Genomic DNA, 22,501 nt, shown 5'->3' on the forward strand with positions numbered 1-22,501 from the left:
GGCGGCCGGATATGTTTCTATTTATGCGGCAGGCTTCTCCACAGGGGCCGGGATGCTGTGCGACAGGGTAATTGGGGGTTTGGGGATGGCACAAAAGTTTCGGGTCGTGATCGTTGGCGGCGGCGTGGCCGGGCTGGCGCTGGCCACCCGTCTGGGCGATTCAATTGGCAAGTCAGGCCGGGCGGAAATCACGCTGGTCGATAAAAGCTTCGCCCATGTGTGGAAGCCGATGCTGCACTGCTTCGCGGCGGGCACGGCGGCCAACGAGAACGACCGCATCAGTTTCCTGTCACAGGCCAGCCGCCATCATTTCGAGTTCTGGCCCGGCGAGATTTCGGGCATGGACCGCAAGGCCAGGACAATCACGCTGGCCCCGGTGATCGAGACGACGGGCGAGGTCATTCTGGAAGAGCGCAAGCTGGAATATGATGCGCTGGTCCTGTCCATCGGCAGCCGCGCGAACGATTTCGGCACGCCAGGCGTGGCCGAGCACTGTCTGTTCATTGACAACCTTGTCGAAGCCAACGGCTTTAACGAGCGTTTCCGCATGGAACTGCTCAAGGCGTTTGGCAATAACGAGGAACTGGACATCGCCATCGTCGGCGGCGGCGCCACGGGCACCCAGCTTGCGGCCGAACTGCACAAGGCGCTTGATCTCGCCTCCCTCTACAGTTTTGGCAAGAAGCCGCCCAAGCTGAAGATCACCCTGCTGGAAGCTGGCCCGCGCATCCTGCCCGCCTTCCCTGAATCCGTATCGGCCGCCGCGACCAAGCAGCTTGAAGCCATCGGGGTCGAGGTGATGACATCGGCCATGGTCAGTGGCGCCGATGAAAAGGGCTTCATGCTCAAGGACGGCACCCGCATCCCCGCGACGCTGCGTGTCTGGGCCGCAGGCGTGAAAGCGCCCGATGTCACGCGCAAATTCGGTGAACTGAAGCTGTCGCGCTCCGGTCAGCTTGAAGTCCGTCCCACCCTGCAACTGGTAGAAGACGACAATATCTTCGCCATGGGTGACTGCGCCTTCATTGCCGAAAAGCCGGTGGCTCCCACGGCGCAGGCGGCACGCCAGCAGGCCCATCATCTGGCGCGCTACATGCCCGCATGGATCAATGGTCGCCCGCTACCGGCCTTTGCGTTCCACAACAAGGGCGCGGTCGTCGCACTGGGCGATTACAACGGCTGGGGCACTTTCCCCGGCGGCAAGGTGTTCGGTGGCGGCTGGCTGCGCGGCATTACGGCGCGACTGGTGCATATCATGCTCTATCGCCAGCATCAGTTTGAACTGTACGGCACCTTCCGCGGCACGGTGTCCTGCCTTGTGGACTGGCTGGACGTATTCGTGCGCCCCTCCGTCCGGCTGGACTGAGAACCCGCCACCATATCAATGCAATGTCCCGGCCGGTCAGGCCGGGGCATCCGTTTCGGGATCAGCGGGGTGTGACCATAGCGCGGTCTGCAGCGCATAGGTTTTCTGCAGCAGCGGCACCAGTGCGGGACGACCCTTCAGCCTGATCCAGTCATCCAGCGCCGTGCGGAAAATGGCGATGCCGCCACGCGCCATGAGACGGGCGGCAATCTTGCGGTTCCTGCGTACCGGCAGGCGCTTTGCCAGCCCCTCCGCCAGACAGTCTTCCCATTTGCCGTATTTCTGGAGGCTGACCGTCTGCAGGGACGGCGTCTTTTCGATCAGATAGACAAAATCATACGTATCCTGCCGGTTTGCGGCGATACGGGGCACAAGGGAAATGAAGGCGTGCATCATCGCATCCCCCGCAGGCATGTCCCGGGGGCAGGCCGCGAGGGCATCGGTCAGGGTCTGGGTCATGCCCTTTGTCCATGCCAGAACGATGTCGCCCTTTGTCTCGAACATGCGGAACAGGGTACGGCGCGAGACCTCGGCCGCTTCGGCGATTTCATCCACCGTTGTCTGATCGTATCCCTGCGTGGAAAACAGCCGCATCGCTTCCGCAATCAGGGTACTGCGCACGCGGGCCTGTTTGCGTTCCCGCAATCCCTGTACCGGGGCATCTGTCATGGCGACGGGCTTCATTCCCTCTCCTCTCGTCCTTATCCATCTTGCCCCACGGCATACGGAACATTCAAGACGCGAGAAAACAGGCGCTCACGCCGGATAATGGCTTCCGGCAATGAAACCATCGTCATTATTACTGGCAACGGCTTCTGCCATGCCGTTCATGTTATGTCGAGACAGGATAGTAACTGAAAAGCGACAGAAGCCCGGAAGTCAGTCCCGGATTGTTCGGAACTGGCGACAGGTGTGATCGCCAGTTCAGGGATTATTGGCCCTACCCCGCCCTGTATGCTGGCCACCATTACAGATAATGGAGAGAGACATGGCAGATACCGCACCGATCGCACTGGTTACGGGTGGGGACAGGGGGCTAGGCCTGAGCATGATCCGGCATCTGGCACGCCAGGGCGTTGACATCATCCTGACCTACCGGAGCAATCTTGAAGGCGCGCAGGCCGTGGCGGCGGAACTGACGCAGCAGGGCCGCCGGGTCCGGGCGCTGCAACTGGATGTGGCCGATACCGCCGGGTTCGACACATTTGCCGGTCAGGTGGCCGAAACACTGGCCCAGTGGCAGGCCAGTCACTTCAATTTTCTGGTCAATAATGCCGGGATCGGGATTCATGCGCCCCTGATGGAAACGACCGAGGCGCAGTTCGATACGCTGGTCAACATCCATCTCAAGGGCACATTTTTCCTGACGCAGAAGCTCGTGCCGCTCATGGCTGACGGGGGCCGTATCCTCAACATCTCGACCGGACTGACCCGTTTCTGCCTGCCGGGCTATGGGGCCTACGCCGCGATGAAGGGGGCAATCGAAGTGCTGACCCGCTATCAGGCCACGGAACTGGCGGCGCGGAAAATAACCGTGAACACGCTGGCTCCCGGCGCGATCGAAACCGATTTCGGTGGCGGGGCGGTGCGCGATAACAGCGACATCAATGGCTATGTCGCCTCGGTCACGGCGCTGGGCCGCGCGGGGCGGCCTGACGATATCGGTGGTGTGGTCGCGGCATTGCTGGGGCCGGATACCGGCTGGATCAATGCCCAGCGTATCGAAGCCTCCGGCGGGATGAAACTTTAATCCCTGCTCCGCACCACCCGTCCGGCTACGGCATGTCACGTAGCCGGAGCGCCTGTGCCCGGACACCCGGCCTGCCCCTTGCCGGGTGATCAGTTCCTGCTGACGACATACTGGGCCTGCGCGCGCTGTTTCGCCGCCCGTCTTTCCTTCATGGCCATGTGTCGGTAGCGGATACGCTGGCGTATCCAGTTCAGCATGCCCGAAAAGGTAACGACGACGATCCCGACGAACGTCCAGCCATCCAGCGGCTGATGAAACAGGAAGTAGCTGAAGGCCACGGCCCATAGCATCTGGCTGTATTGCGGCAGCGCGACCCGGTTTGCCGGTGCCCGTTCGGTTGCCATCATCATCAGTAACTGGCCAAGGGCCGCAAGAAAACCGTAGCCGAACAGGAACGCCCATGTTTTTACCCCATGCGGCCAGTGCGCATGGGCCAGCATGAGCGCCCCGTCCCCTATCAGCGGCCCGAACAGGCTGGACCCGAACAGGGAAAGCCGGGGCGTGCTGGTACCCGCCAGCCGGTAGGCGATAACCCCCACGGCATTGGCCACCGCCGCGATCAGCGCGCACAGATGCCCCAGATGCATGGCGCGCACGCCCGGCCGCAGCACGATCAGCACGCCCACGAAGCCCAGAATGACGGCCAGCCACGCCCAGCCGGACACCTTTTCATGCAACAGGGCGACCGAAAGGATGGTGACGAACAGCGGCATGAGAAACATGAGCGAAAGCGCTTCAGGCATGGGCAGCAGCATGAAGGCTTCGACACTGGCGGCGGTGGCGGCGAAAATGGACACCGCCCGCACCAGCCACATGAGCGGGTGGGTGGTGGAGAAGATATCCCGGTAGGATTCATCGGGACGCCGGATGAAGGGAATGATCAGGAAACCGAACACGCCGCCTGAAAACGCGACCTCGAACGGGTCCAGTTGCCCGGCCAGCAGCTTTGAATACGCATCGCTGATCGAGAACGCAGAAAACGCCGCAAATGCCAGCATCATGCCGGAGGAAAGGAAGGCCGTATTCATCTGTCTTGCCTATATGGTACCGCTATTGCGGCATTATGGATAAGAGTGACCGAGAACCAGTGCCGACACAGGGCGACAGCCATGCGTGTGGATATACTGGAAATCGGGCACATTCGCCCCACTCCCGCGGGCCGAAAGCATCAGCCGGTCCGCCGCCCCTGTTCCTGCGCGTTTCCGTCCGGCTTCCGGGTGAACCAGAAGGGCCCTTACGCCAAAAAAACTTCTGATAAATCCTGCTTATGATTTTATCATTATAAAGACTTGGACGAAAAACACCGTTTTTCGCAGCGTATGCTTTTTTGAAGGTGGAATGCGCCATGAATGCGGAGACGGATGCAGCAGGGAGCCAGACAAAGGCTTTCATCTCCGCCCTGCGCAGCCCCTTTCACAACCACGCCGGTCTGTGGCACGGAAAACTGCGCTGGCTTCTTGCCCCTTCCCCCGCCGATATGGTGTTTGCGCTGCGCACGTCGCTTGCAGCGGCGCTGTCGCTCCTGATCGCGATGTGGATGGAACTGGACAGCCCGCAATGGGCGCCGCTGACGGTATGGGTCGTGGCCCAGTCCTCCCGCGGGGAATCCCTGTCCAAAGCACGCTGGCGTGTCGTGGGCACCCTGATCGGCTGTGCCGCCGCCGTGGCGCTGATCGCGGCATTCCCGCAGGCTCCGGGGCTGTTTTTTCCGGGACTGGCCTTATGGATCGGCCTGTGCTGCGGCTGCGCCACCTTTTTTGACGGCTATCGTTCCTACGGCCTGCTGGTCACAAGCTTTACATCGGCCATAGTGGCCACCGGGGCCATCACGGCGCCCGATGACGTGTTCAACATCGCCATGTCACGCGGTTCCTACATCATTCTGGGTATCGTGTGTGAGGCGACGCTGGCGGCGATATTCATTCCCGCCCTGAACGAACAGGCGCGCACCCGCCTGCTTGCCCGGCTCCACGCGCTGTGGAGCGAGGTCTCGAAAGATGTCGGTCCCCTTACGCAGGGACGCATCGACGCCGAGACACAGGGCCGCCTGCTGACCGATCTTGTGGGCGCAAACAGCCGGGTGGAATACGACACGCTGGAAATGGGTCCAAAGGGCGGCAGGGTCGCGGACCATGCGCGTGCCGCCCTTGCGGACATGATGATGCTGATCGCGCGCGCGCGCGGCATGGCCATTGCCGGGCAGGTGGCGGACATGACGGACAGCCACGGAATCGCGGCCGATCTGGCTGCGGCACGGACCCATATACAGGCGTGTGAAACACCCGTTCCGGGCGACAGGTTCCGCTTCGCGCTGCGTTCACGCAGGCTGGCGGTGGAAGCGGCGGAAAACGGCATCCGCGCCGCAGCGGGGATCATGGCCGCGTGGTTGCTGTGGGAGGTAACGGGCTGGCCCGCCGGGGCAGGCTTCGTATCCTTTGTATCGCTGGTCTATGGGCTGCTGGCCACACGGGAAAACCCGCTTCTGGCTTCAAGCCCGTTTTTCAAGGGGGCGGTATGGTGCGCGGCTGTTGCCGCCGTCTTCGTCTTTCTGGTCATGCCTGCCGTGACGGCACCGGAAACACTGGTGCTGCTGCTGCTGGTCCCGATGACGATTGGCGGCCTTGCGGCGCGCACGCCTGCCACTGCCGGTTACGCGTTTTCATTCAACATGTTCCTGCCGGTGCTGATCGGGCCAGCCAATCAGGGACGGTTTGACGAGGTCTCCTTCCTCAACGGCATTTCCGCGTTCCTGGGGGCGGTTCTGTTCGCGTGGTGGACATTCCGACTGGTGCTGCCTTTCCGGCCGGACGCGCATATGCGGCGCACCGAAGCTTGGACGCGGCGGCGGCTATGGGCACTGGCGGACCGGCGCAACGGGATGTCCGTATATCAATGGCTGTCGGAAAATGCGGACAGCATGGTCCGCTCGGTCCGTAATGCACACGGCGTTTCCCGTCCGGTCGTGCTGGCCCATATCCAGATGCGGCTTGACGCCATGACGGTCGGGATTGAAGTCATCACAGTGCGGGAACTGGCACGCTCGGGCTTCCTGTCCCGATGGCTGGAGCGGCGGCTGCGTGTCTTCCTGCGGGCATGGCAGGATCATGACCCGAAGGCACAGGCCATGGCACGCGCCATCCTGCACGACCGGCACTGGCAGAACCACGATGACCCCTATATTGAACGTCTGGCCGGTGCGCTGAAGGTCATTGCCCGTATGGGCGTGCCATCCGGGCAAGAGACGTAAGCCGCCCCCCTGCGCCCCCACTTCTGGACCTGTCGCTCCATTCCCCTCCGCCACATTTTCTCCCGATCCTGCCGCAGCACGGGATGATGCGGGGATCTGCGTAAGAAAACGAACGTATGGGGGCTTTTAAGAAGTTGGCGGCAACAGATTACTTTGTGGCTGAAACCGGCGTATTCGCAGGCGGCGTTTCCGCCGCCGGGGGATGGAAGGCCGATACCGGCCCCAATATACCCTTTTTCACATGCCGCATGGACGAAAGGGGACGACGGATACACCCGCGCGTCACGATGGAACACACGCCATCCACCCCGATGATTTCATCATCATCGCCACTGTAATGCAGGTCTGTGACCTTATCATTTTCAAAGCGTATGTCGGCAACACAGGTCTTGCCCGCGCCACCCAGCGCCGTTTGCGTCAGGTTCACGATCGTCTGTAACGGAAACAGCGTGGAATCATTGGCAGCGGGAATATTGAGCGTGCGCACATACTCAAATACCTGCACGTTATCATCGATTTTCTTTATTTTATCCGGGATGCCGACGCAGGACTGCACATCCGTACTGTCCATGCCGATCATGGTCATCTGGGCGCGATGAGCGGTACGGGAATCCGTATAACCACAGCCCGCAAGACCAGACAGGGGCAACAGCGCCATAAGAAGCGGGACAATACGCCGACCCGGAGAGGATTTCTGGACAGGGGAAATGTGGCTTTGCGTGTAGATCCCGGCTTTCATTTCATCTCTGGCATCTAGGGGTGGGGGACCTGCACCTTCTCTTGACAGGCAGGGCAGCAGACTGAACACCATAATATTCATGCCAGAATTATACGGACTGGCATTTTACAAATGGTAACGATTTCATACTTTCTTCCCTAAAACTGACTATCCACGTCGCGACAGATGCTGAAACGGGCGTACTCCCTTAATGAAAAGTATCCGGGCGGATAATCGTTCCCCTTTCAATACGCACAAAGCCGGAAACAGGTGCAAAACTGCTATGCTGGCAACACGGAAAGGTGCCATCGCGGGTGTTCGGGCCTATCCTTGCGTGTGGATGGCAGCCTCCCCGCGCGCTTTTACGATCGCCTGCGCTGCCCCGATGGCAGTGTGCAACTGGGTATACAGGTTTTCCGCCCCCACCACCGGCGTAATACGATGGCGGTCCATGTCCGCCCGCAGGTAGGGACTGACGCGTCCGAATACAACGCCGATATTACGCCGCCGCAGCGCCATAAACAGATCGCGCAGGTCACTGGCTGCGGAAAAGTCGATATCCGTAATCGCGCTCGCCTCCACAACCAGACAGGAAACGGGTGTGGCCGGATTATCCACCAACAGGCGGACATCAGCCACGAACCGCGCGGAATTGGCATAGAACAGGTCTGCGCTGAAACGATAGACAACCAGTCCCGGCGCGGTCTGCTGCCCCGCGGCGACGGCACTAGGTTCCAGCAGGCCGGTATGGGTATCGTAGCGCAGGACCATCGTATGGGGTTCGTAGCTGTGCCGCACATGCCGGAACAGGGACAGGGCGATGGCCAGAAATATGCCCTGTTCCACCCCGATCCCCACCACGGCGGCGGCGGTTGCCATGGCCAGTCCATATTCACCGGGGCTTTCACGCCAGATGGCTTTCATGGCCCGCAGGTCGATCATCCCCAGCGCAACGGTAAAGACGATGGAGGCCAGCACACAACGCGGCAGGTAACGCAGGGGCGCGGTCAGGAACAGCAATACCAGCATCGTAACGGCAGCAAAGGTCAACTGCGCCAGTTGTGTGCGTGCGCCGGCACGGGCGGCCATGGCCGTCTGTGTCGGACTGCCGTTGACGGTAAAGGTCCCGCTCAGTCCGGCCACCGCATTGGCCGCACACAGGCCAAGTATGTCCGCGTTATCATTCACGCGGTCGTGGAACCGCATGGCAAAGGCACGTGATGTCGCGGCACTCTGCGCAATAATCACGAACACGCATGATGTTGTCACCGGCAGAAGCGCCAGCATGTCATTCCACGAAACATGTGGCAGGCCCAGATGCGGCAGGCCACTTTCGATCGGGCCGATTGTCTCGATCCCGTAGCGCGACAGGTCGAACATCATGCTTGCGGCAATGGCCCCCACTACGGTCAGCAGACCCAGCGGCGCACGGGGGGCCAGACGATCCCCCAGCATTATCAGTCCCACCACGCAGGCCGACAGCGCCATTGTCGGCATACTGAGCCGGGGCAGATGGGCCAGCATCTGGAACAGTTGCAGCAAGGGATTATGCGCGGTGACTGCAAGACCCAGCATGTCACGCAGCATGGCAAGGGCAACCTGAACGCCGACACCGGCCATGAATCCCACCAGCACCGTACGCGACAGGAAATCGGCAAGGAAGCCGAGGCGGAACAGCCGCGCAACCAGCAGGAACCCCGCACTGAGCAGCGCGACCATGCTGACCAGCGCCATATAATGCGGGCTGCCGGGCGCGGCCATGCGCCCCAGCGCACTGGAAAAGATCGCGGCAGTAGCGGAATCCGCTGCAACCACCAGATGCCGCGAACTGCCGAAACAGGCAAAGGCCACCAGCGGCAGCAGAACCGTGTACAGACCCGTGACCGCAGGCATCGCGGCGATACGGGTATAGCCGAGCACCTGCGGAATATTCATTGAAGCAAGGGATACGCCCGCGACAACATCACGCAGTCTGGCACGCCATCCGCGCACGGCAACCGACGCGCCTCCCTTCAGCGGCAGATCCGTTCCGCCTGTTGTGCTTCCCATACTACCGGCACCGTCCATGATCCATATAACCAGACCGACAGAACCGGACCGGAAGACACCACAACATGTAGTGAACATTGCTGATTTTATCAGAAAATATACATAATCCACCACCGCCAATACAATACCGGCCGCCATGCCCGCGTGCGTCTTGACGCACCCCACGCCCCGGTTGCGCTGCGGAGACCTATCACGCAGCGCCTGGGCATGATTCTTTCAGGATTGATGCGTGACTCAAGAACGCCAGCGACGGAGATTCAGTTGACGTTGAAGGGCATCTTTACTTCGCGCCGTTCTGATGCCGCCAGAAAATCGTGGATATCGTCCGCTGCAGGTTCTTCGGCGGGGTCTTGCCTTTCGGACGGACTTCCCCAATCAAAGGTTCCCAGACAGACCATGCGGTATCAGAAACAGCTATGCAGTCCGTCCCGTCGTTCAGGATTTAACAGAATCTATAAGTCTATACATCTATGCACCCGCCAGCTTACGCAACACATGCAGCGCGGCGATACGTTCACACGGGTCGAGCGGTTCCAGCGTCAGTTCCGTCACATGGGCAGCCTGCGGGATATACAGGCGGGCGGCTTCTTCTCCCTCTCTGGTAAGGGAGACAAGACGTTCGCGCCTGTCATCGGGGTTGCTGCGTATCCTTATCAACCCTCGCTGTTTCAGACGCAGGCTGATACCGCGCAGGGTTGCGTGATCTATTGCCGTAACCCGGCCAATATACATGAGCGACCGCTCACCCTCGCGGAAAATGGTGGCGATTACCGCCAGTTGCACCGATGTCAGATGCTCGTCGGGAATGGCGGTCTGGAACAGGTGAGTATGACGCTGATAGGCACGCCGCAAAAGATGGCCGATCTGTTTATTGAGATCATATGCCATGACCTCATCATCCCTTCTGTCATTCACCGTCCGCGACCTTTTCCATTCCCGATATCCCGCCCCATGGGCCTTTATTCACCTTCCCTAGCATAACGCGGCCACGGCTTCGCCCGCGTTGGCAGATGGTCTGAAAATAATTCATTAACATATGAAAACAGACATTTCCGGGTGCTGCCTTTTTCTTCACAAAGGCGGTGTTCCATGAAGTTTTTTGAAAAAAGCTTCACCAAAAACTTCATGTCCTGTCCCTGTCTGCGCGGGCAGCCACTTCGGGAATGGACCACACAAGAGCCGCCCCCATGGCGACGAACCCTGCGAAAATAACGAAAATTCCCCACGATCCGGGCGCCATGCTTCTTGCCCACCCAATCAGCCCCGTAGCCATGAAACCCGCCAGATTGGATATGCCGCCAATCAGCGCCAGACCCGCCGCAATGGTTGCGGTATCGGTCAGCAGTAGCGAAGGCAGCGCCCAGAACGGGGCCAGCGCACCGATAATACCCATATTCGCCAGTGTAATAAGAATGATGGCCAGCGTCAGGTTGCCACGCGCCAGTGGCAGCAGCGCCATGCTCAGCGCCCCGATCAGGATGGGCACGATGATATGCCAGCGCCGTTCCCCCGTCCGGTCGGAATCCCAGCCGATCAGCATGATGGCGACTGCGGCCCCTATATTCGGTATGGCCGTCAGAATCCCGGTCCGCACAAGGGAATGCACACCTGCATCATGCAGCAGCGATGGCATCCAGAACGCGATTGTATAAAGCCCCAGCAGCAGCGCGCCATCCGCCAGCCCCAGTTTCCATATACGCCGGTCCCACAATGCCGCCTTTATACCCTGCAGCACATGGGCATGATCGGGCATGACGCGATGGGTGATGAGAAGTGTTTTCTCCCGTTCGGTCAGGAACCGGGCATTCTCCACCCGGTCGGGCAGGCAGAAGAAGACCATAAGACCCAGCAGGACCGGCGGCATGGCTTCAAGAAAAAACAGCCAGCGCCAGCCTTCAATGCCGATCGCCCCTTCCATCCGGCCAAGGATCAGACCGGAAACCGGGCCACCAATCACGCTGGCCAGTGGTATCCCGACCATGAACCACCCTGTTACCCGTGCGCGGTAGCCCGGCGGAAACCATTGCGACAGGTAAAACAGGACACCGGGCATGAACCCGGCTTCCGCCACGCCGAGAAGCAGGCGGAGCAGATAAAAGAGGCCAGCAGAATGCACGAACGCCATCGCACCGGAACAGATGCCCCATGTGATCAGGATACGGGCCAGCCAGCGCCGGGCGCCAAAACGGATCATGAGCGCGTTACTGGGTATCTCGCATAAAATATAGCCCAGAAAGAACAGCCCTGCTCCCGCGCCGTACGAAGCCTCGCTCATGGACAGGTCGGACAGCATGCGCAGCTTGGCGAAGCCGACATTCACCCGGTCAAGGTAAGACGCCAGCATACCCAGAAACAGCAGCGGCAGCAGCCGCCACGCCACGCGCGCGCACAGGCGCGGCAGGGCGGGATCGTGTTCACTCATGCCCGTGGGGGAAACAGCATTCATGGCAGTACTCACTAACGCCCATCATGTTTCCATACAGAAACGTAACGCCGCGCACCTTTTGCGTCCCGTCATGCCGGACAGGAAAAAGGGGCGACTTTCAGGACCGGTGAAATCCGTTAAACACCTTCATCATGCCCGCCACAAAGAACGGGAATTCCGGGCAGGTATCGGGCAAATGGACACGCAGTTCGACGGGGCATGACGCGCCCCATCTTCACCCACGCGCAGCTGCTACGATCATTTTTCTGCCGCAGGTTGCCAGTAGGCACCTGACAGCAATGCGCCGCCGCCCGGTGCGATGGTTTCCAGCCCAAGCCGGTCCAGCATGGCGTAGGTGGTTGCAACCGCAGCACTCAGCACCGGCTTTCCGGTCAGGGCTTCGATCCGGGGGATGACCGGAAGGGAGGGCATCTGCACGCAGGCGGAGGTTACAATGGCATCCGCATCGGCATAATTCAGTCCGGCCACGATGGACGGCAGCCGCGCCGGGTCATGCCGCGCCACATCCAGGTTATCGGGAATTTCCAGCGCGATGTGGTCGATGACCTCATAACCCTCGTTCTGCAGGTAATCGACCACAAGCCGTGTCAGCGGTTTCATGTAGGGCGCGACCAGAACGATGCGCCGTGCCTTCAGGACACGCAGGCCATCCACCAGCGCGCCTGCGCTGGTTACCACCGGGGCGGGACCATCATTGGCCTGCGTGCATTCATGCAGCCGTTTTTCAGATACCCGGTGATAGCCAAGCCCCATGGACATCGTCGCGACCAGACAGGCATAGCCCAGCACATCCACATGCGCGTCACTCAGTTCCAGCGCGCAGCGGTCGGACTGCGCATCCATGGATGCCAGTTCTTCCTTACGTACGGTCTTCATCCGCATGCGCGCCGAATGAAAGGTGAAGCGTTCAGGCCGGATCAACTGACGTGCGGCCAGAAGGGCCGGGATCTCTGTTTCCATGGTCAGGTTGGAACTGGGGACGATCTGCCCGATACGATAGGGGCGGGTATTCATGGTTTTTTCCTGCTCTGCTGCCATGACCACTCACAGCGGGTTAACATTTCCATATCGTATCAAACAGGCTGCCCTGCTGCGTGGCAATAGAACAATCTGTGTCCTGTCCTGAAATCATGGTCGGACAGCGATCTTTCTGCACCCTGCCACCATACAGGACCGGGCAGGCAATACTGTAATAACCGGACCGTCCATCATGCCATGATGGCAATAATGCGTGTGGTCGTGTTTCATACCGCAACATAGCCCGGGCCGCCGACATGTCATGACAAAGAACAGGTTCGATCTGATCTGCACTGTTAATTAGAACATTCAGGTTCCTTAAAAATTACTTTATTAAGTATTGGTAATTATGAAACAAATTACCTGTAATGAAAAATTATTTTAAATATTAACCGTTCATACTTTGTAAAAAAACACGGTATCTGTCGCATAAGCAGATGCCACATGAATCCATCCCGGCATGCTGCCACCAATCACGCCGGAGTGGGCCGCCATGTCTTTTCCCGTCACGATATCCTGTATTCCATAAGTCATGCGTACCATCCGGTCCGTATTCCGTAAATAATACGACAGGACCCACGCAGATATCGCGGACCGTTCCGCAAAAAACTACGCTTATAATAACATAGGGAATTTTCCATCCCATGAATGCCATCGTAGTCACCGCACTGCGTCGGCCCTATACCTTTGTGGTGCTATCGATCCTTATCGTGGTCTTTGGCATCATGTCGGTATTCCGTACGCCGACGGATGTATTCCCCAATATCCGCATTCCGGTTGTGTCCGTTGTCTGGACCTATGGCGGCATGCTGCCGGAGGAATTCGCGGGCCGCATCATCTATAATTACGAACTGATGGTAACCTCGACTGTCGAGGGTATCGAACATATGGAAAGCAGTTCGTATTACGGGCGCGGCATCGTAAACATATACTTTCAGCCCGGAACGGATATTGGCAAGGCCGAAGCGGAAGTCACCGCCATTTCCCAGACGGTGATAAAACAGCTACCGGAAAACATCCCCTCCCCCATGGTGATGAGCCTTGATGCCTCATCCGTGCCGGTGCTGACGCTGCAGGTCACCTCCGACCGGCAGACGCCGTCCGACCTGTTCAAGCTGGCCATGATCCGCGTCCGTCCCCTGCTGGTGACCGTACCCGGCGCCGTTGTGCCGCAGGCCTATGGCGGGATGGACAGCTTCGTCATGGTATCGCTGAACCAGCAGCAGTTGCAGGCGCATCACCTCTCCGCCATGGACGTGCAGAACGCGCTGCGCGGGCAGAATATCGTCCTGCCAGCGGGCGACCAGAAAATCTCGTCCACGGACTGGATGGTCCAGACCAACGCCACCCCGCGTTCCATGAAGGAACTGGGCGATATTCCCGTCAAGCGCGTGGGCAACGCCGTAATCTACGTGCATGACGTAGCCGAGGTCTATCGCGGCGGCCATCCACAGACGAACCTCGTACTGGTCAAGGGCCAGCAGGGGGTCGAGATCGTTGTCATGAAAAGTGGCGATGCCTCGACACTGGATGTCGTGGCGGGGGCCAAGGCGCTGCTGCCGCGTATCCAGAAACTGCTGCCGCCCGATGTGAAGATCAGCATTCTGGGGGATGCGTCGATCTTCGTGAAGGATTCGATTTTCGACGTGGTGCGCGAAATGCTGACCGCGGCCTTCCTGACCGGCATGATCGTGCTGCTGTTCCTTGGCTCATGGCGGCCGACCGTCATCATCGCAACATCCATCCCGCTTGCGATCCTGTGCGCCATTATCGGCCTGCACTGGGCGGGGCAGACGATCAACGTCATGACGCTGGGCGGTCTGGCGCTGGCGGTGGGCATCCTGGTCGATGACGCCACCGTCATGATCGAGAACATCGACGCGCATCTGGAAATGGGCAAGCAGCTTGAACCCGCCATTATCGACGCCGCCAACCAGATCGTCATTCCCACCTTTGTCGCCACCACCTGCATCTGCATTGTCTGGCTGCCCCTGTTCGGGCTGAGCGGCGTGGCAGGCTGGCTGTTCATGCCCATGGCGGAAGCCATCATCTTTGCCATGATCGCATCCTTCATCCTGTCGCGCACGCTGGTGCCGACCATGGCCAAATACCTTCTGGCCGGGCACAGCGTGGCGGGACATGGGGATTCCCATCATTGCGAACCGCAGGTCCACAACCTGCAATATCCCACCCGTCTGCCCGAACGCTTCCAGCAGGCATTCGAACGCGGGTTCAACACATTCCGCGAACAGTATGCCGGCGTCCTGCGCCGGGCCGTTGAACGGCGGCAGCGCTTTGTGGGCATCTTTCTGGGTGTGTCGATATGCTCGATGGGGCTTTATTTCATGGCCGGGCGCGACTTCTTTCCCGAAACCAGATCCGGCACGCTCCAGATGCACATGCGCGCCCCACTGGGCACCCGTATCGAGGTCGCGGGCCGCGAAGCCTCACTGGTGGAAGACCGCGTCAGGGCGCTGTTTCCCGGCAAGGTGGATACCATGATCGAAAACTGCGGCCTGCCTGAAGGCGCGCATAACCAGGCCTTCATTCCCACCCCAACCATCGGCACGCAGGACTGCGACATCACCATCGCCTTGAAGGACGAGGAAACGCCGGTATGGGATTACCGCGCCGTCCTGCGCCGTGACCTGTCGGCGCGTTTTCCCGGCACGGTCTTCACCTTCCAGCCTGCCGATCTTACAGCCAAGATCCTGAATTTCGGCTCGCCTTCGCCCATTGACGTGCAGATTTCGGGGCCGGATCTGCGCGACAATTACGAATACGCCCGCCAGTTGGTCAACCGGCTGCGGCTGGTACCCGGTGCGGCCGACGTGACCATCCAGCAGACCATGAAAACGCCCACCCTGTTCGTGCAGGGCAACCGCACCTTCGGGCAGGCCACCGGCATGACGGAAGCCGATCTGGCCAACAACGAACTCATGACCCTGTCAGGCAGCCAGACGGTAGACCCGCAATACTGGCTGGACCCGCAGACAGGCATCACCTTCCCGCTGAATGTCTATGTGTCACAGGATCAGCTTACCCATTTCAACAACCTCATGACCATACCGGTGGACAAGGGCGATGGCGATCCGCAGGGGCGGCACATGCAGCTTCTGGGCGGGATCAGCAACGTTACGGCAACCGGCACGCCGGGACAGGTCTCGCATTTCAATTCCATGCCGGAAGTTGACATCTATGTCTCCGCCGAAGGGGCGGATCTGGGTCAGGTCACAAAGGGCGTGGAACGTGTGCTGCACGAAACACGGGGCATGGTCCCCTCCACCGCGGCGGTCGCCATCAGGGGCCAGACCGAAACCATGCAGCATTCCTATGTGGAACTGATCTTCGGGCTGGTGGTGTCGGTCATGCTGATCTACCTGCTGATCGTGGTCAATTTCCAGTCGTGGCTTGACCCCTTCATCATCATCACCGCCCTGCCCGGCGCGCTGGCGGGGATCGCATGGGCGCTGTTCCTGACCCATACGCGCCTGTCCGTGCCCGCGCTGACGGGGGCGATCATGTGCATGGGGACAGCCACGGCCAACTCCATCCTTGTCGTCTCCTTCGCACGCGAACGGATCGAGGAACATGGCGACGCCCTCCGTGCCGCGATCGAGGCGGGGTACGGCCGTATCCGTCCCGTCCTGATGACGGCACTGGCCATGATCATCGGCATGGTGCCGATGGCGATGAGCAATTCGCAGAACGCCCCGCTGGGCCGCGCCGTAATTGGCGGGCTGCTGGTGGCCACCGTATCCACCCTTCTGTTTGTGCCGTGTGTTTACGCAATCCTGCACAACCGCCCGACCCGGAGCCGGGAGGAAATGAACTGATGTCGACCGCAAAATCATCGAAAATCATAATAATGGCTGGTGCCGCCGTGTTTCTGGGCTGGTGTGGCTACCTGCTGGTCGAACGCGTGCATCACGCGGGCGAGCTGCGCCGCGATGCAATGGCGGCTGCCGTGCCGGATGTCATGGTCATCTCGCCCCGTCCCGAAGCACGGCAGGTCAGCCTTGACCTGCCCGGCACGATCGACGCGTGGTACCAGGCGCCGATCTACCCGCAGGTGTCCGGGTATGTGCGGATGTGGTACAAGGACTACGGCGCGCATGTTTCAAGCGGCGATGTTCTGGCGGAAATCAACACGCCCGGCCTTGATGCCCAGTTCGCGCAGGCACAGGCCGACCTTCAGTCCTCGCAGGCGAAATACGACCTTGCCGTGGTAACGGCGCAGCGCTGGCGGCTTATGGGCAAGTCACAGGCCGTGTCCGGGCAGTCGGTATCGGTGCAGGACGCGAACGAGAAATCAGCCGCCGCCGATCTGGAGGCCGCGCGCCATAATCTGGACCGCTACGCGGCGCTGGAACGGTTCAAGGTGATTGTTTCCCCCTTCGATGGCGTGGTGACGGAACGCGCCATCAACGTAGGCGACTACGTGCATGAAGGGGGTGGCAACCTGAACGCCAACGGGGGGGCAAGCGAACTGTTCAGCGTGGCGGACACGCATCAGATGCGCCTGTTCGTCTCCATTCCCGAAAACATGTCCTACATCCTGCAGCCCGGCCTGCGCGCGCAGGTGCATGTGCCGCAGTTTCCCGACCGGGTGTTCGAGGCCCGGTTCCTGACCGTATCAGGCGGATATGATCCCGATACCCGCACCAGCGTAAGTGAATTCATCATCGACAACACGGACCATGCACTGTGGCCCGGCACGTTTGCCGCCGTCAGCCTGAGTGCCCCGGAACAGTCAGGCCACCAGAGCATACCCACCGGGGCGCTGGTGTTTCAGGAACATGGCATGCAGGTCGCGGTGGTGGACGGGCAGGATACGGCCCATTTCCGTGGCATTTCGGTCGGCCGCATGGGGGATGGGTCAACGCAGGTCCTCTCTGGCCTGTCGCCTTCCGACCGGATCATCGACAACCCGCCTGCCGACCTGCTGGAAGGCGAGAAGGTCCATGTCGTCCAGCCCGCAACCGGATACAGCAACGACGCATCTGAAAAGGACGATGAATGATGGTGCGTGATATCCGCCGTTCCGTATCGATGGGCGGGGCCTGCGTCCTGTCGCTGCTGTCACTGGCGGGGTGCGATCTCGCACCCGCCTACCACGCGCCCCATTACGTCATTCCCACCACATGGGAAGGGCAGGCCCCGTTCGGCGTGGCCCACCCCATGGATGACAGTATCCGCGCCGGATGGTGGACACGCTTTGGCGACCCGCAACTCGATACGCTTGAGGCCCAGGCAACCGACCATAACGGGGATCTGCAGGCGGCATCCGAACGCTTCCTGCAGGCCCGCTCCATCGTAAGCGAGGCCCGGTCCGACCTGCTGCCGCATTTCGGGCTGGCGTTCGGGGGGAGCAACAACAAAAGCTCCGCCGAGCGGCTGTTCCGCTACAAGGGGCCGATTACGGATTCGGATGAATTCTATGGCGGCATGGCGTCATGGGAGCCGGATTTCTGGTCCTCCATCCGCAATCGCATAAGGCTGCAGAAAGACTTCGCGCAGGAACAGGCCGCCGAATATGCGGCAGCACGTCTGAGCCTGCAATCGGAACTGGCCACCGATTATTTCACCCTGCGCGGACTGGACGCGCAGGCTGCGATCTATACCCAGTCGATCGGGTATTACGAGGAATCCCTGCGGGTCACGCGCACGCGGCTGGCGGATCAGGCGGCATCGCGGCTGGATGTGGCCCGCGCTGAAAACCAGCTTTACACCACGCAGGCCCATCTGCTGGACATTCAGGCCCAGCGTGAAGTGATGGAACATGCCATCGCGGTTCTGGTCAACGTCGCGCCCTCCGCCTTTCATCTGCCGGCGGACAGCCACCTGAACGCCACCCGTTTTGCGCTCAGCCCCGCCATGCCTTCCGAACTGCTGCAACGCAGGCCGGATGTCGCCATGTCGGAACGCCAGATGGCGCAGGCCAACCGCAGTATCGGGATCGCACGGGCGGCGTTCTACCCGCATGTCTCGTTCCATATGGATGGCGGGTTTGACGATAACGGCTTCAACCTGGCCAATCTGGCCAACAGCATGTGGTCCTACGGTGCCACCGTTACCATGCCGGTATTCGAAGGCGGGCTGCGCCGCGCACAGTTGCAGCAGAGCTGGTCCGCCTATCGTGAAACACGCGACCATTACCGGGTAACCGTGCTGAACGCGTTCCGCGACGTGGAAGATGGCCTGTCGCGCACCAACCGGCTGGATGGTGAAAATGGCCGCCTGCGCGCCGCCGTGGGGGCTGCCAGCCAGACGCAGGACATTACGATGAACCTGTATAAAGGGGGGCTTGCCGCCTATCTGGACGTATTGATCGCGCAGGTCAGCACGCTTGATGCCCGCATCCAGCAGGTGGAAGTGCAGACGCGCTACCTGCAGGCCCAGATCGGCCTGATCCGGGCATGTGGCGGCGGCTGGGATGCGGCGCAGCTACCCGCGCCCAACAGCCTGTTTTCAGTCGATCCCCTGCAGTATTCCGGCCTGCATAACGCCCGTGCGACCGGCGATGTGCCTGCCCCCCATACGCATGGCGCCGACCCGGATGACAACCTGACCGGTCCCGTGCTGTCCCCCACACTGGAAAACCACTAAGGGCGCGTTTTCAGCCCTGGCTTCATCCTTCAGGCCCGGTTTCCCCGCCCGTTATGGCAGGGGAACCGGGCCGGTCAGGGCCGTCAGGCTGCGTTACCGAATACTTCGCCCAGATGCTGGCGGTAGCGGCTGAGCGTCACGTCAACCGCAGGCGCCTTGATCACATCGGTGGCCAGAAAAGTAGGCAGCCCGGACATGCCAAGGAATTCCAGCGCCTTGTGAAAGGGAAAGAAAACGGCATCGACGCCCCTGCCCTCAAAGAACTGGGCAGGGTCGGTAAACGCCTCCTGCGGGGCGTTCCATGTTGTGGAAATCATGTAGCGCCGGTTATCCAACAGCCCGCCGGAACCATAATGACGTTCGGGATGCGCCCGGCTACGACCGTCATTTGCATAAAGACGACCGTGTCCCGCCGTCAGGACCTCATCAAGGTATTTCTTTACCGTCCATGGCACGCCCATCCACCATGCCGGAAACTGGTGGATCAGCGCATCGGCCCACAGGTGATTTTCAATCTCCGTTTCAATATCGTATCCCGCGTCAATGGTCGTCCGGCGGATCTCGAAACCTGCGGCGGTCAGATGTTCGGCTGCAATGTCATGCAATGTGGCGTTCAGGCGGCCATGGGAATGGGCGAAAGCCTTGCCGCCGTTTATGAGAAATATCTTTTTCATTCGGTACCATTTTCCAGACAGTCACACGGCGGGGGCTTCAGATACCCCACCCGCGTTCGGGAACGGAAAGATGGCATACTGGCCGTCCCCACGTAAGACGGCGACGATCAGGCGTGGATGGTCTGCACGCCAAATACCTGCCCCACCCCGCACGCACCCGCGCCGACAAAACTGACTTCGACCTGCCGCCGTCGCACAACAATGTCGGGCGGGATGTCATAGCGGTGCCATGCGAAAACGCCGGGGTTACGGCCATCCAGATTTTCCGTCGCAATGACATGGCCGTTCACCCGCACGGTGAACAGGCGGTTGACATCATCGTCGTAATACAGGACCCGCAGCGCCACGGGCTGCGCGCCCACATGCAGGTGCACACGCATGTCCGTTGCGGTAATCCATCCTGCCCGCCCCAGACGATTACACATCACCGCGCCACGCATGGCATGCGGACGCGCCGGATCGACAGCATCAACCACCTGCGCATCATCGGCATCGCGCGTTGCGGCAAGCAGTTGCTGGCGGAGCGCGGGCGTCCATGCCGCTACCGGAATGCAGGGCAGATAAGGCGCGGCCAGCCGTGCCTGCATCTGCGCAAACGGCCGCAGCACCAGTTCACCGGGCCATGCCCCCTGCCCGGCTGACAGGGCCGCCACGCGAAAGGCGATGCCATTCCCGTCATTCATCCGAACGGGCAGGGCGCACGCATCATCAGCAATCAGCGCGGGCTGGGGCTGTCGCCATGGCCATTCCCCACGCGCTGGCCCCAGATCAGCGGCAAGCAGGAGCGGTCCGTAGAAAAAGGCCGATGGGGCCAGCACCCCACCACCGGGGGCGGGTTCCTGCCGCAGGGTAAAAACCAGTGCCATACCCAGCGTATCCCCCGCCCGCCACACACGGCGGATACGCACATACCCGTCCCGCTCCACGACAGCGGCAACTGGCCTGCCATTAAGCAGCAGACGCGGCTGTCCCGCCCAGCGGGGCGCACGCAGCGCCAGCGTGAACGGATCAGTCCCCGTAATCTCGCGGATGAAAAGCGTCACCTGCCCATCCAGCGGATAGCGCGTATCCAGCACGATCCGCGCGCCCCGTTCATGCCATTGCAGTTCGGATGGAATGAACAGGTTGAGCGTAATTTCATCCCGGCCCCGTTGCCACCAGATCGACTCCCCATGGCGGGCATGGCTTTCCATCCCCGTGCCCACACAGCACCAGAAATCATCGGCAGGCATGGAAAAATCACGCGCAGCACCCGTTCCCATCGGCAGCATATATGTAAACATGCCGGTCTGCGGATCATGCTGGGCCATGATATGGTTCAGGTGGGCGCGTTCATAATAATCAAACTGCGCCGCATCGGGGGACCAGCCATGAATATGACGGGTCAGCTTGAGCATGTTGTAGGTGGCGCAGGTTTCACACGTACGGGCATTGATATGCGCGCCCATATCCCCCGGCCCATGTGGCCCCGCCGTCGTAAAATATTCGAAATCACCCGTCCCGCCGCAGGCATAGGACCGCCGGTCAGTGACTGAAGCCCATAGCGTGCGCGCAGCCACCGCCGCCTGCCTGTCACCCGTGGTTTCATACACCCGCGCCGCGCCAACGGTCTTGGCGATCATTGTATTGGCGTGCAGTCCGTCCAGTTCGTCCCGACCGGCACAGAGGGGCGCCATGGTGGCGCGATCGCTGATCCGCCGCGCCAGCGCACGCCAGCGCATATCGCCAGTGCGGGCGTAAAGTTCGGCCATGGACTCATTCAGACCGCCATATTCACACGACAGGACCTGTTGCGTCCGCGCGTCATCCAGCGTGGCGAATACGCTGTCGATATAACCAGCCAGCCCCAGCGCCACGTCCCGCGCACCGGGGGTTGCGCATAACCTGTCCACATCCAGCAGGCCCGCCAGAAGTTTGTGCCAGTTATAAAGCGGCGCCCATGCCCCGTTCAGGCTGAAGCGTTTTGCGCGGATATCGCCCCGGCGGATTTCATCAAATACATATATGCCGGGTTCAATTTTGCCCTGCGGGGTGCGCCGGGTGAACGCGCCCGCAAACCCGTTACCCCGCGCGCGCTGGCATGCTGCCAGTTCCGCCACGATATAGGCGATACGCTCCCCCGCCCTGTCGCAACGCGCCTGCACGCGCACATAGCCCAGCGCACTGAGATAATGCCCCAGCGTATGCCCGGCTATCGTATCGGATTCCCAGCCGCCATAAACCGGGGCACGGGGTGCAAGTCCCGCCTGCGTGCGAAAACCCGACAGCAGGCGGTCGGCATCGAGCGACAGCAGATAGCGGCGGTTTGCCTCCATCGCATCAAGCCACGGTGAAGGCAGCAGGGTCACGCGATCGGGGCCGAAGGGCATGCTGCGCGGCTGCACCCGGTCGGGCACCATTGCCGCGAGGGCGTCAAAACCCGCTGCATTACTGCCTGCCACGACCACGGCATTGCCGATGACGCGCCGCCGCGTCAGCCCTCCGCCCCCCGCCATGTCAGGCATCCGGCCTGCGGCGGGCCATGCTGCTACCGGCGTGATGGCGGAAAAGGGTCAGTGCTGTCATATCGTCCTGATCCTGCGGTGCATGGCAAATGATGCGATGACAGTGCCACGCCAACCATTA

Annotated in this window: 16 protein-coding genes; 6 read left to right on the forward strand and 10 right to left on the reverse strand. The window is 60.7% G+C overall.

Going from position 1 to position 22,501, the window contains the following annotated elements; translation table 11 throughout:
* The first annotated feature begins 85 nt into the window (after window positions 1-85).
* The gene (locus KSAC_RS07475) at window positions 86-1,366 is read left to right on the forward strand and encodes an NAD(P)/FAD-dependent oxidoreductase (RefSeq protein ID WP_102325577.1); all 1,281 of its coding nucleotides are present in this window, start codon (window positions 86-88) and stop codon (window positions 1,364-1,366) included.
* A gap of 36 nt (window positions 1,367-1,402) precedes the next feature.
* Here the strand turns inward: KSAC_RS07475 and KSAC_RS07480 are convergent, their stop codons facing one another.
* Window positions 1,403-2,050 (reverse strand): TetR/AcrR family transcriptional regulator, encoded by a 648-nt coding sequence (locus KSAC_RS07480; protein ID WP_102325576.1) that lies wholly within the window; start codon window positions 2,048-2,050, stop codon window positions 1,403-1,405.
* Window positions 2,051-2,354: 304 nt separating this feature from the next.
* On the opposite strand from KSAC_RS07480, the gene KSAC_RS07485 reads away from it, so the two are divergent.
* Window positions 2,355-3,116: an SDR family NAD(P)-dependent oxidoreductase gene (locus tag KSAC_RS07485; RefSeq protein WP_207918650.1), complete on the forward strand. Its 762-nt coding sequence runs from the start codon at window positions 2,355-2,357 to the stop codon at window positions 3,114-3,116.
* Between the two features lie 89 nt (window positions 3,117-3,205).
* Here the strand turns inward: KSAC_RS07485 and KSAC_RS07490 are convergent, their stop codons facing one another.
* On the reverse strand, window positions 3,206-4,144 hold the full coding sequence (locus tag KSAC_RS07490) for a DMT family transporter (RefSeq protein ID WP_102325574.1): 939 nt from the start codon (window positions 4,142-4,144) through the stop codon (window positions 3,206-3,208).
* Window positions 4,145-4,461: 317 nt separating this feature from the next.
* Between KSAC_RS07490 and KSAC_RS07495 the strand changes: the two genes are divergently transcribed.
* Window positions 4,462-6,363 (forward strand): FUSC family protein, encoded by a 1,902-nt coding sequence (locus KSAC_RS07495; protein ID WP_132304941.1) that lies wholly within the window; start codon window positions 4,462-4,464, stop codon window positions 6,361-6,363.
* Window positions 6,364-6,511: 148 nt separating this feature from the next.
* Here KSAC_RS07495 and KSAC_RS07500 read toward each other — a convergent pair whose 3' ends face one another.
* From KSAC_RS07500 to KSAC_RS17255, 6 genes are all read right to left on the reverse strand, one after another.
* Window positions 6,512-7,102: a hypothetical protein gene (locus KSAC_RS07500; protein WP_243705141.1), complete on the reverse strand. Its 591-nt coding sequence runs from the start codon at window positions 7,100-7,102 to the stop codon at window positions 6,512-6,514.
* A gap of 303 nt (window positions 7,103-7,405) precedes the next feature.
* Window positions 7,406-9,130, reverse strand: a complete 1,725-nt coding sequence (locus KSAC_RS07505; RefSeq protein ID WP_132304943.1) for a SulP family inorganic anion transporter — start codon at window positions 9,128-9,130, stop codon at window positions 7,406-7,408.
* 468 nt (window positions 9,131-9,598) lie between these two features.
* A complete protein-coding gene (locus tag KSAC_RS07515; protein WP_110547067.1) occupies window positions 9,599-10,018 on the reverse strand; it encodes a MarR family winged helix-turn-helix transcriptional regulator in 420 nt (139 codons plus the stop codon).
* A gap of 235 nt (window positions 10,019-10,253) precedes the next feature.
* Window positions 10,254-11,576 carry an MFS transporter gene (locus tag KSAC_RS07520; protein WP_207918652.1) on the reverse strand — a complete coding sequence of 441 codons (1,323 nt, stop codon included), beginning with the start codon at window positions 11,574-11,576 and terminating at the stop codon, window positions 10,254-10,256.
* 237 nt (window positions 11,577-11,813) lie between these two features.
* A complete protein-coding gene (locus KSAC_RS07525) occupies window positions 11,814-12,590 on the reverse strand; it encodes a maleate cis-trans isomerase family protein (RefSeq protein WP_102325685.1) in 777 nt (258 codons plus the stop codon).
* Between the two features lie 399 nt (window positions 12,591-12,989).
* A complete protein-coding gene (locus KSAC_RS17255) occupies window positions 12,990-13,136 on the reverse strand; it encodes a hypothetical protein (protein ID WP_165927299.1) in 147 nt (48 codons plus the stop codon).
* Window positions 13,137-13,237: 101 nt separating this feature from the next.
* Here KSAC_RS17255 and KSAC_RS07530 point away from each other — a divergent pair, with 101 nt between their 5' ends.
* From KSAC_RS07530 to KSAC_RS07540, 3 genes are read left to right on the forward strand one after another with little or no spacing between them, the layout of a single operon-like run.
* Entirely contained in the window at window positions 13,238-16,429 is a 3,192-nt protein-coding gene (locus KSAC_RS07530; RefSeq protein WP_102325571.1) for an efflux RND transporter permease subunit, read from the forward strand.
* Window positions 16,429-17,616, forward strand: coding sequence for an efflux RND transporter periplasmic adaptor subunit (locus tag KSAC_RS07535; RefSeq protein ID WP_110547065.1), 1,188 nt, complete (start codon window positions 16,429-16,431; stop codon window positions 17,614-17,616). Before KSAC_RS07530 ends, KSAC_RS07535 begins: the two co-directional genes overlap by 1 nt.
* Complete coding sequence (locus KSAC_RS07540; RefSeq protein WP_102325569.1) at window positions 17,613-19,202, forward strand: efflux transporter outer membrane subunit; 1,590 nt, start codon at window positions 17,613-17,615, stop codon at window positions 19,200-19,202. The genes KSAC_RS07535 and KSAC_RS07540 overlap by 4 nt, the downstream gene beginning before the upstream one ends.
* Before the next feature lie 83 nt (window positions 19,203-19,285).
* Here KSAC_RS07540 and KSAC_RS07545 read toward each other — a convergent pair whose 3' ends face one another.
* Together KSAC_RS07545 and KSAC_RS07550 are read right to left on the reverse strand one after the other, a co-directional pair.
* Window positions 19,286-19,876 (reverse strand): NAD(P)H-dependent oxidoreductase, encoded by a 591-nt coding sequence (locus tag KSAC_RS07545; RefSeq protein WP_132304945.1) that lies wholly within the window; start codon window positions 19,874-19,876, stop codon window positions 19,286-19,288.
* 107 nt (window positions 19,877-19,983) lie between these two features.
* Complete coding sequence (locus KSAC_RS07550) at window positions 19,984-22,371, reverse strand: beta-L-arabinofuranosidase domain-containing protein (protein ID WP_165927300.1); 2,388 nt, start codon at window positions 22,369-22,371, stop codon at window positions 19,984-19,986.
* Window positions 22,372-22,501: the final 130 nt, after the last annotated feature.

The sequence above is a fragment of the Komagataeibacter saccharivorans genome, assembly GCF_004348195.1.
Classification (GTDB): domain Bacteria; phylum Pseudomonadota; class Alphaproteobacteria; order Acetobacterales; family Acetobacteraceae; genus Komagataeibacter; species Komagataeibacter saccharivorans.

Bases quoted from the DNA above. Each gene is read 5' to 3' on its own strand.
- KSAC_RS07475 (WP_102325577.1), top strand. From the start codon at position 86: ATGGCACAAAAGTTTCGGGTCGTGATCGTTGGCGGCGGCGTGGCCGGG.
- KSAC_RS07515 (WP_110547067.1), bottom strand. From the start codon at position 10,018: ATGGCATATGATCTCAATAAACAGATCGGCCATCTTTTGCGGCGTGCC.
- KSAC_RS07520 (WP_207918652.1), bottom strand. From the start codon at position 11,576: ATGAATGCTGTTTCCCCCACGGGCATGAGTGAACACGATCCCGCCCTG.
- KSAC_RS07480 (WP_102325576.1), bottom strand. From the start codon at position 2,050: ATGAAGCCCGTCGCCATGACAGATGCCCCGGTACAGGGATTGCGGGAA.
- KSAC_RS17255 (WP_165927299.1), bottom strand. From the start codon at position 13,136: ATGGTACGCATGACTTATGGAATACAGGATATCGTGACGGGAAAAGAC.
- KSAC_RS07525 (WP_102325685.1), bottom strand. From the start codon at position 12,590: ATGAATACCCGCCCCTATCGTATCGGGCAGATCGTCCCCAGTTCCAAC.
- KSAC_RS07545 (WP_132304945.1), bottom strand. From the start codon at position 19,876: ATGAAAAAGATATTTCTCATAAACGGCGGCAAGGCTTTCGCCCATTCC.
- KSAC_RS07495 (WP_132304941.1), top strand. From the start codon at position 4,462: ATGAATGCGGAGACGGATGCAGCAGGGAGCCAGACAAAGGCTTTCATC.
- KSAC_RS07505 (WP_132304943.1), bottom strand. From the start codon at position 9,130: ATGGGAAGCACAACAGGCGGAACGGATCTGCCGCTGAAGGGAGGCGCG.
- KSAC_RS07490 (WP_102325574.1), bottom strand. From the start codon at position 4,144: ATGAATACGGCCTTCCTTTCCTCCGGCATGATGCTGGCATTTGCGGCG.
- KSAC_RS07540 (WP_102325569.1), top strand. From the start codon at position 17,613: ATGATGGTGCGTGATATCCGCCGTTCCGTATCGATGGGCGGGGCCTGC.
- KSAC_RS07535 (WP_110547065.1), top strand. From the start codon at position 16,429: ATGTCGACCGCAAAATCATCGAAAATCATAATAATGGCTGGTGCCGCC.
- KSAC_RS07485 (WP_207918650.1), top strand. From the start codon at position 2,355: ATGGCAGATACCGCACCGATCGCACTGGTTACGGGTGGGGACAGGGGG.
- KSAC_RS07530 (WP_102325571.1), top strand. From the start codon at position 13,238: ATGAATGCCATCGTAGTCACCGCACTGCGTCGGCCCTATACCTTTGTG.
- KSAC_RS07550 (WP_165927300.1), bottom strand. From the start codon at position 22,371: ATGGCGGGGGGCGGAGGGCTGACGCGGCGGCGCGTCATCGGCAATGCC.
- KSAC_RS07500 (WP_243705141.1), bottom strand. From the start codon at position 7,102: ATGAAAGCCGGGATCTACACGCAAAGCCACATTTCCCCTGTCCAGAAA.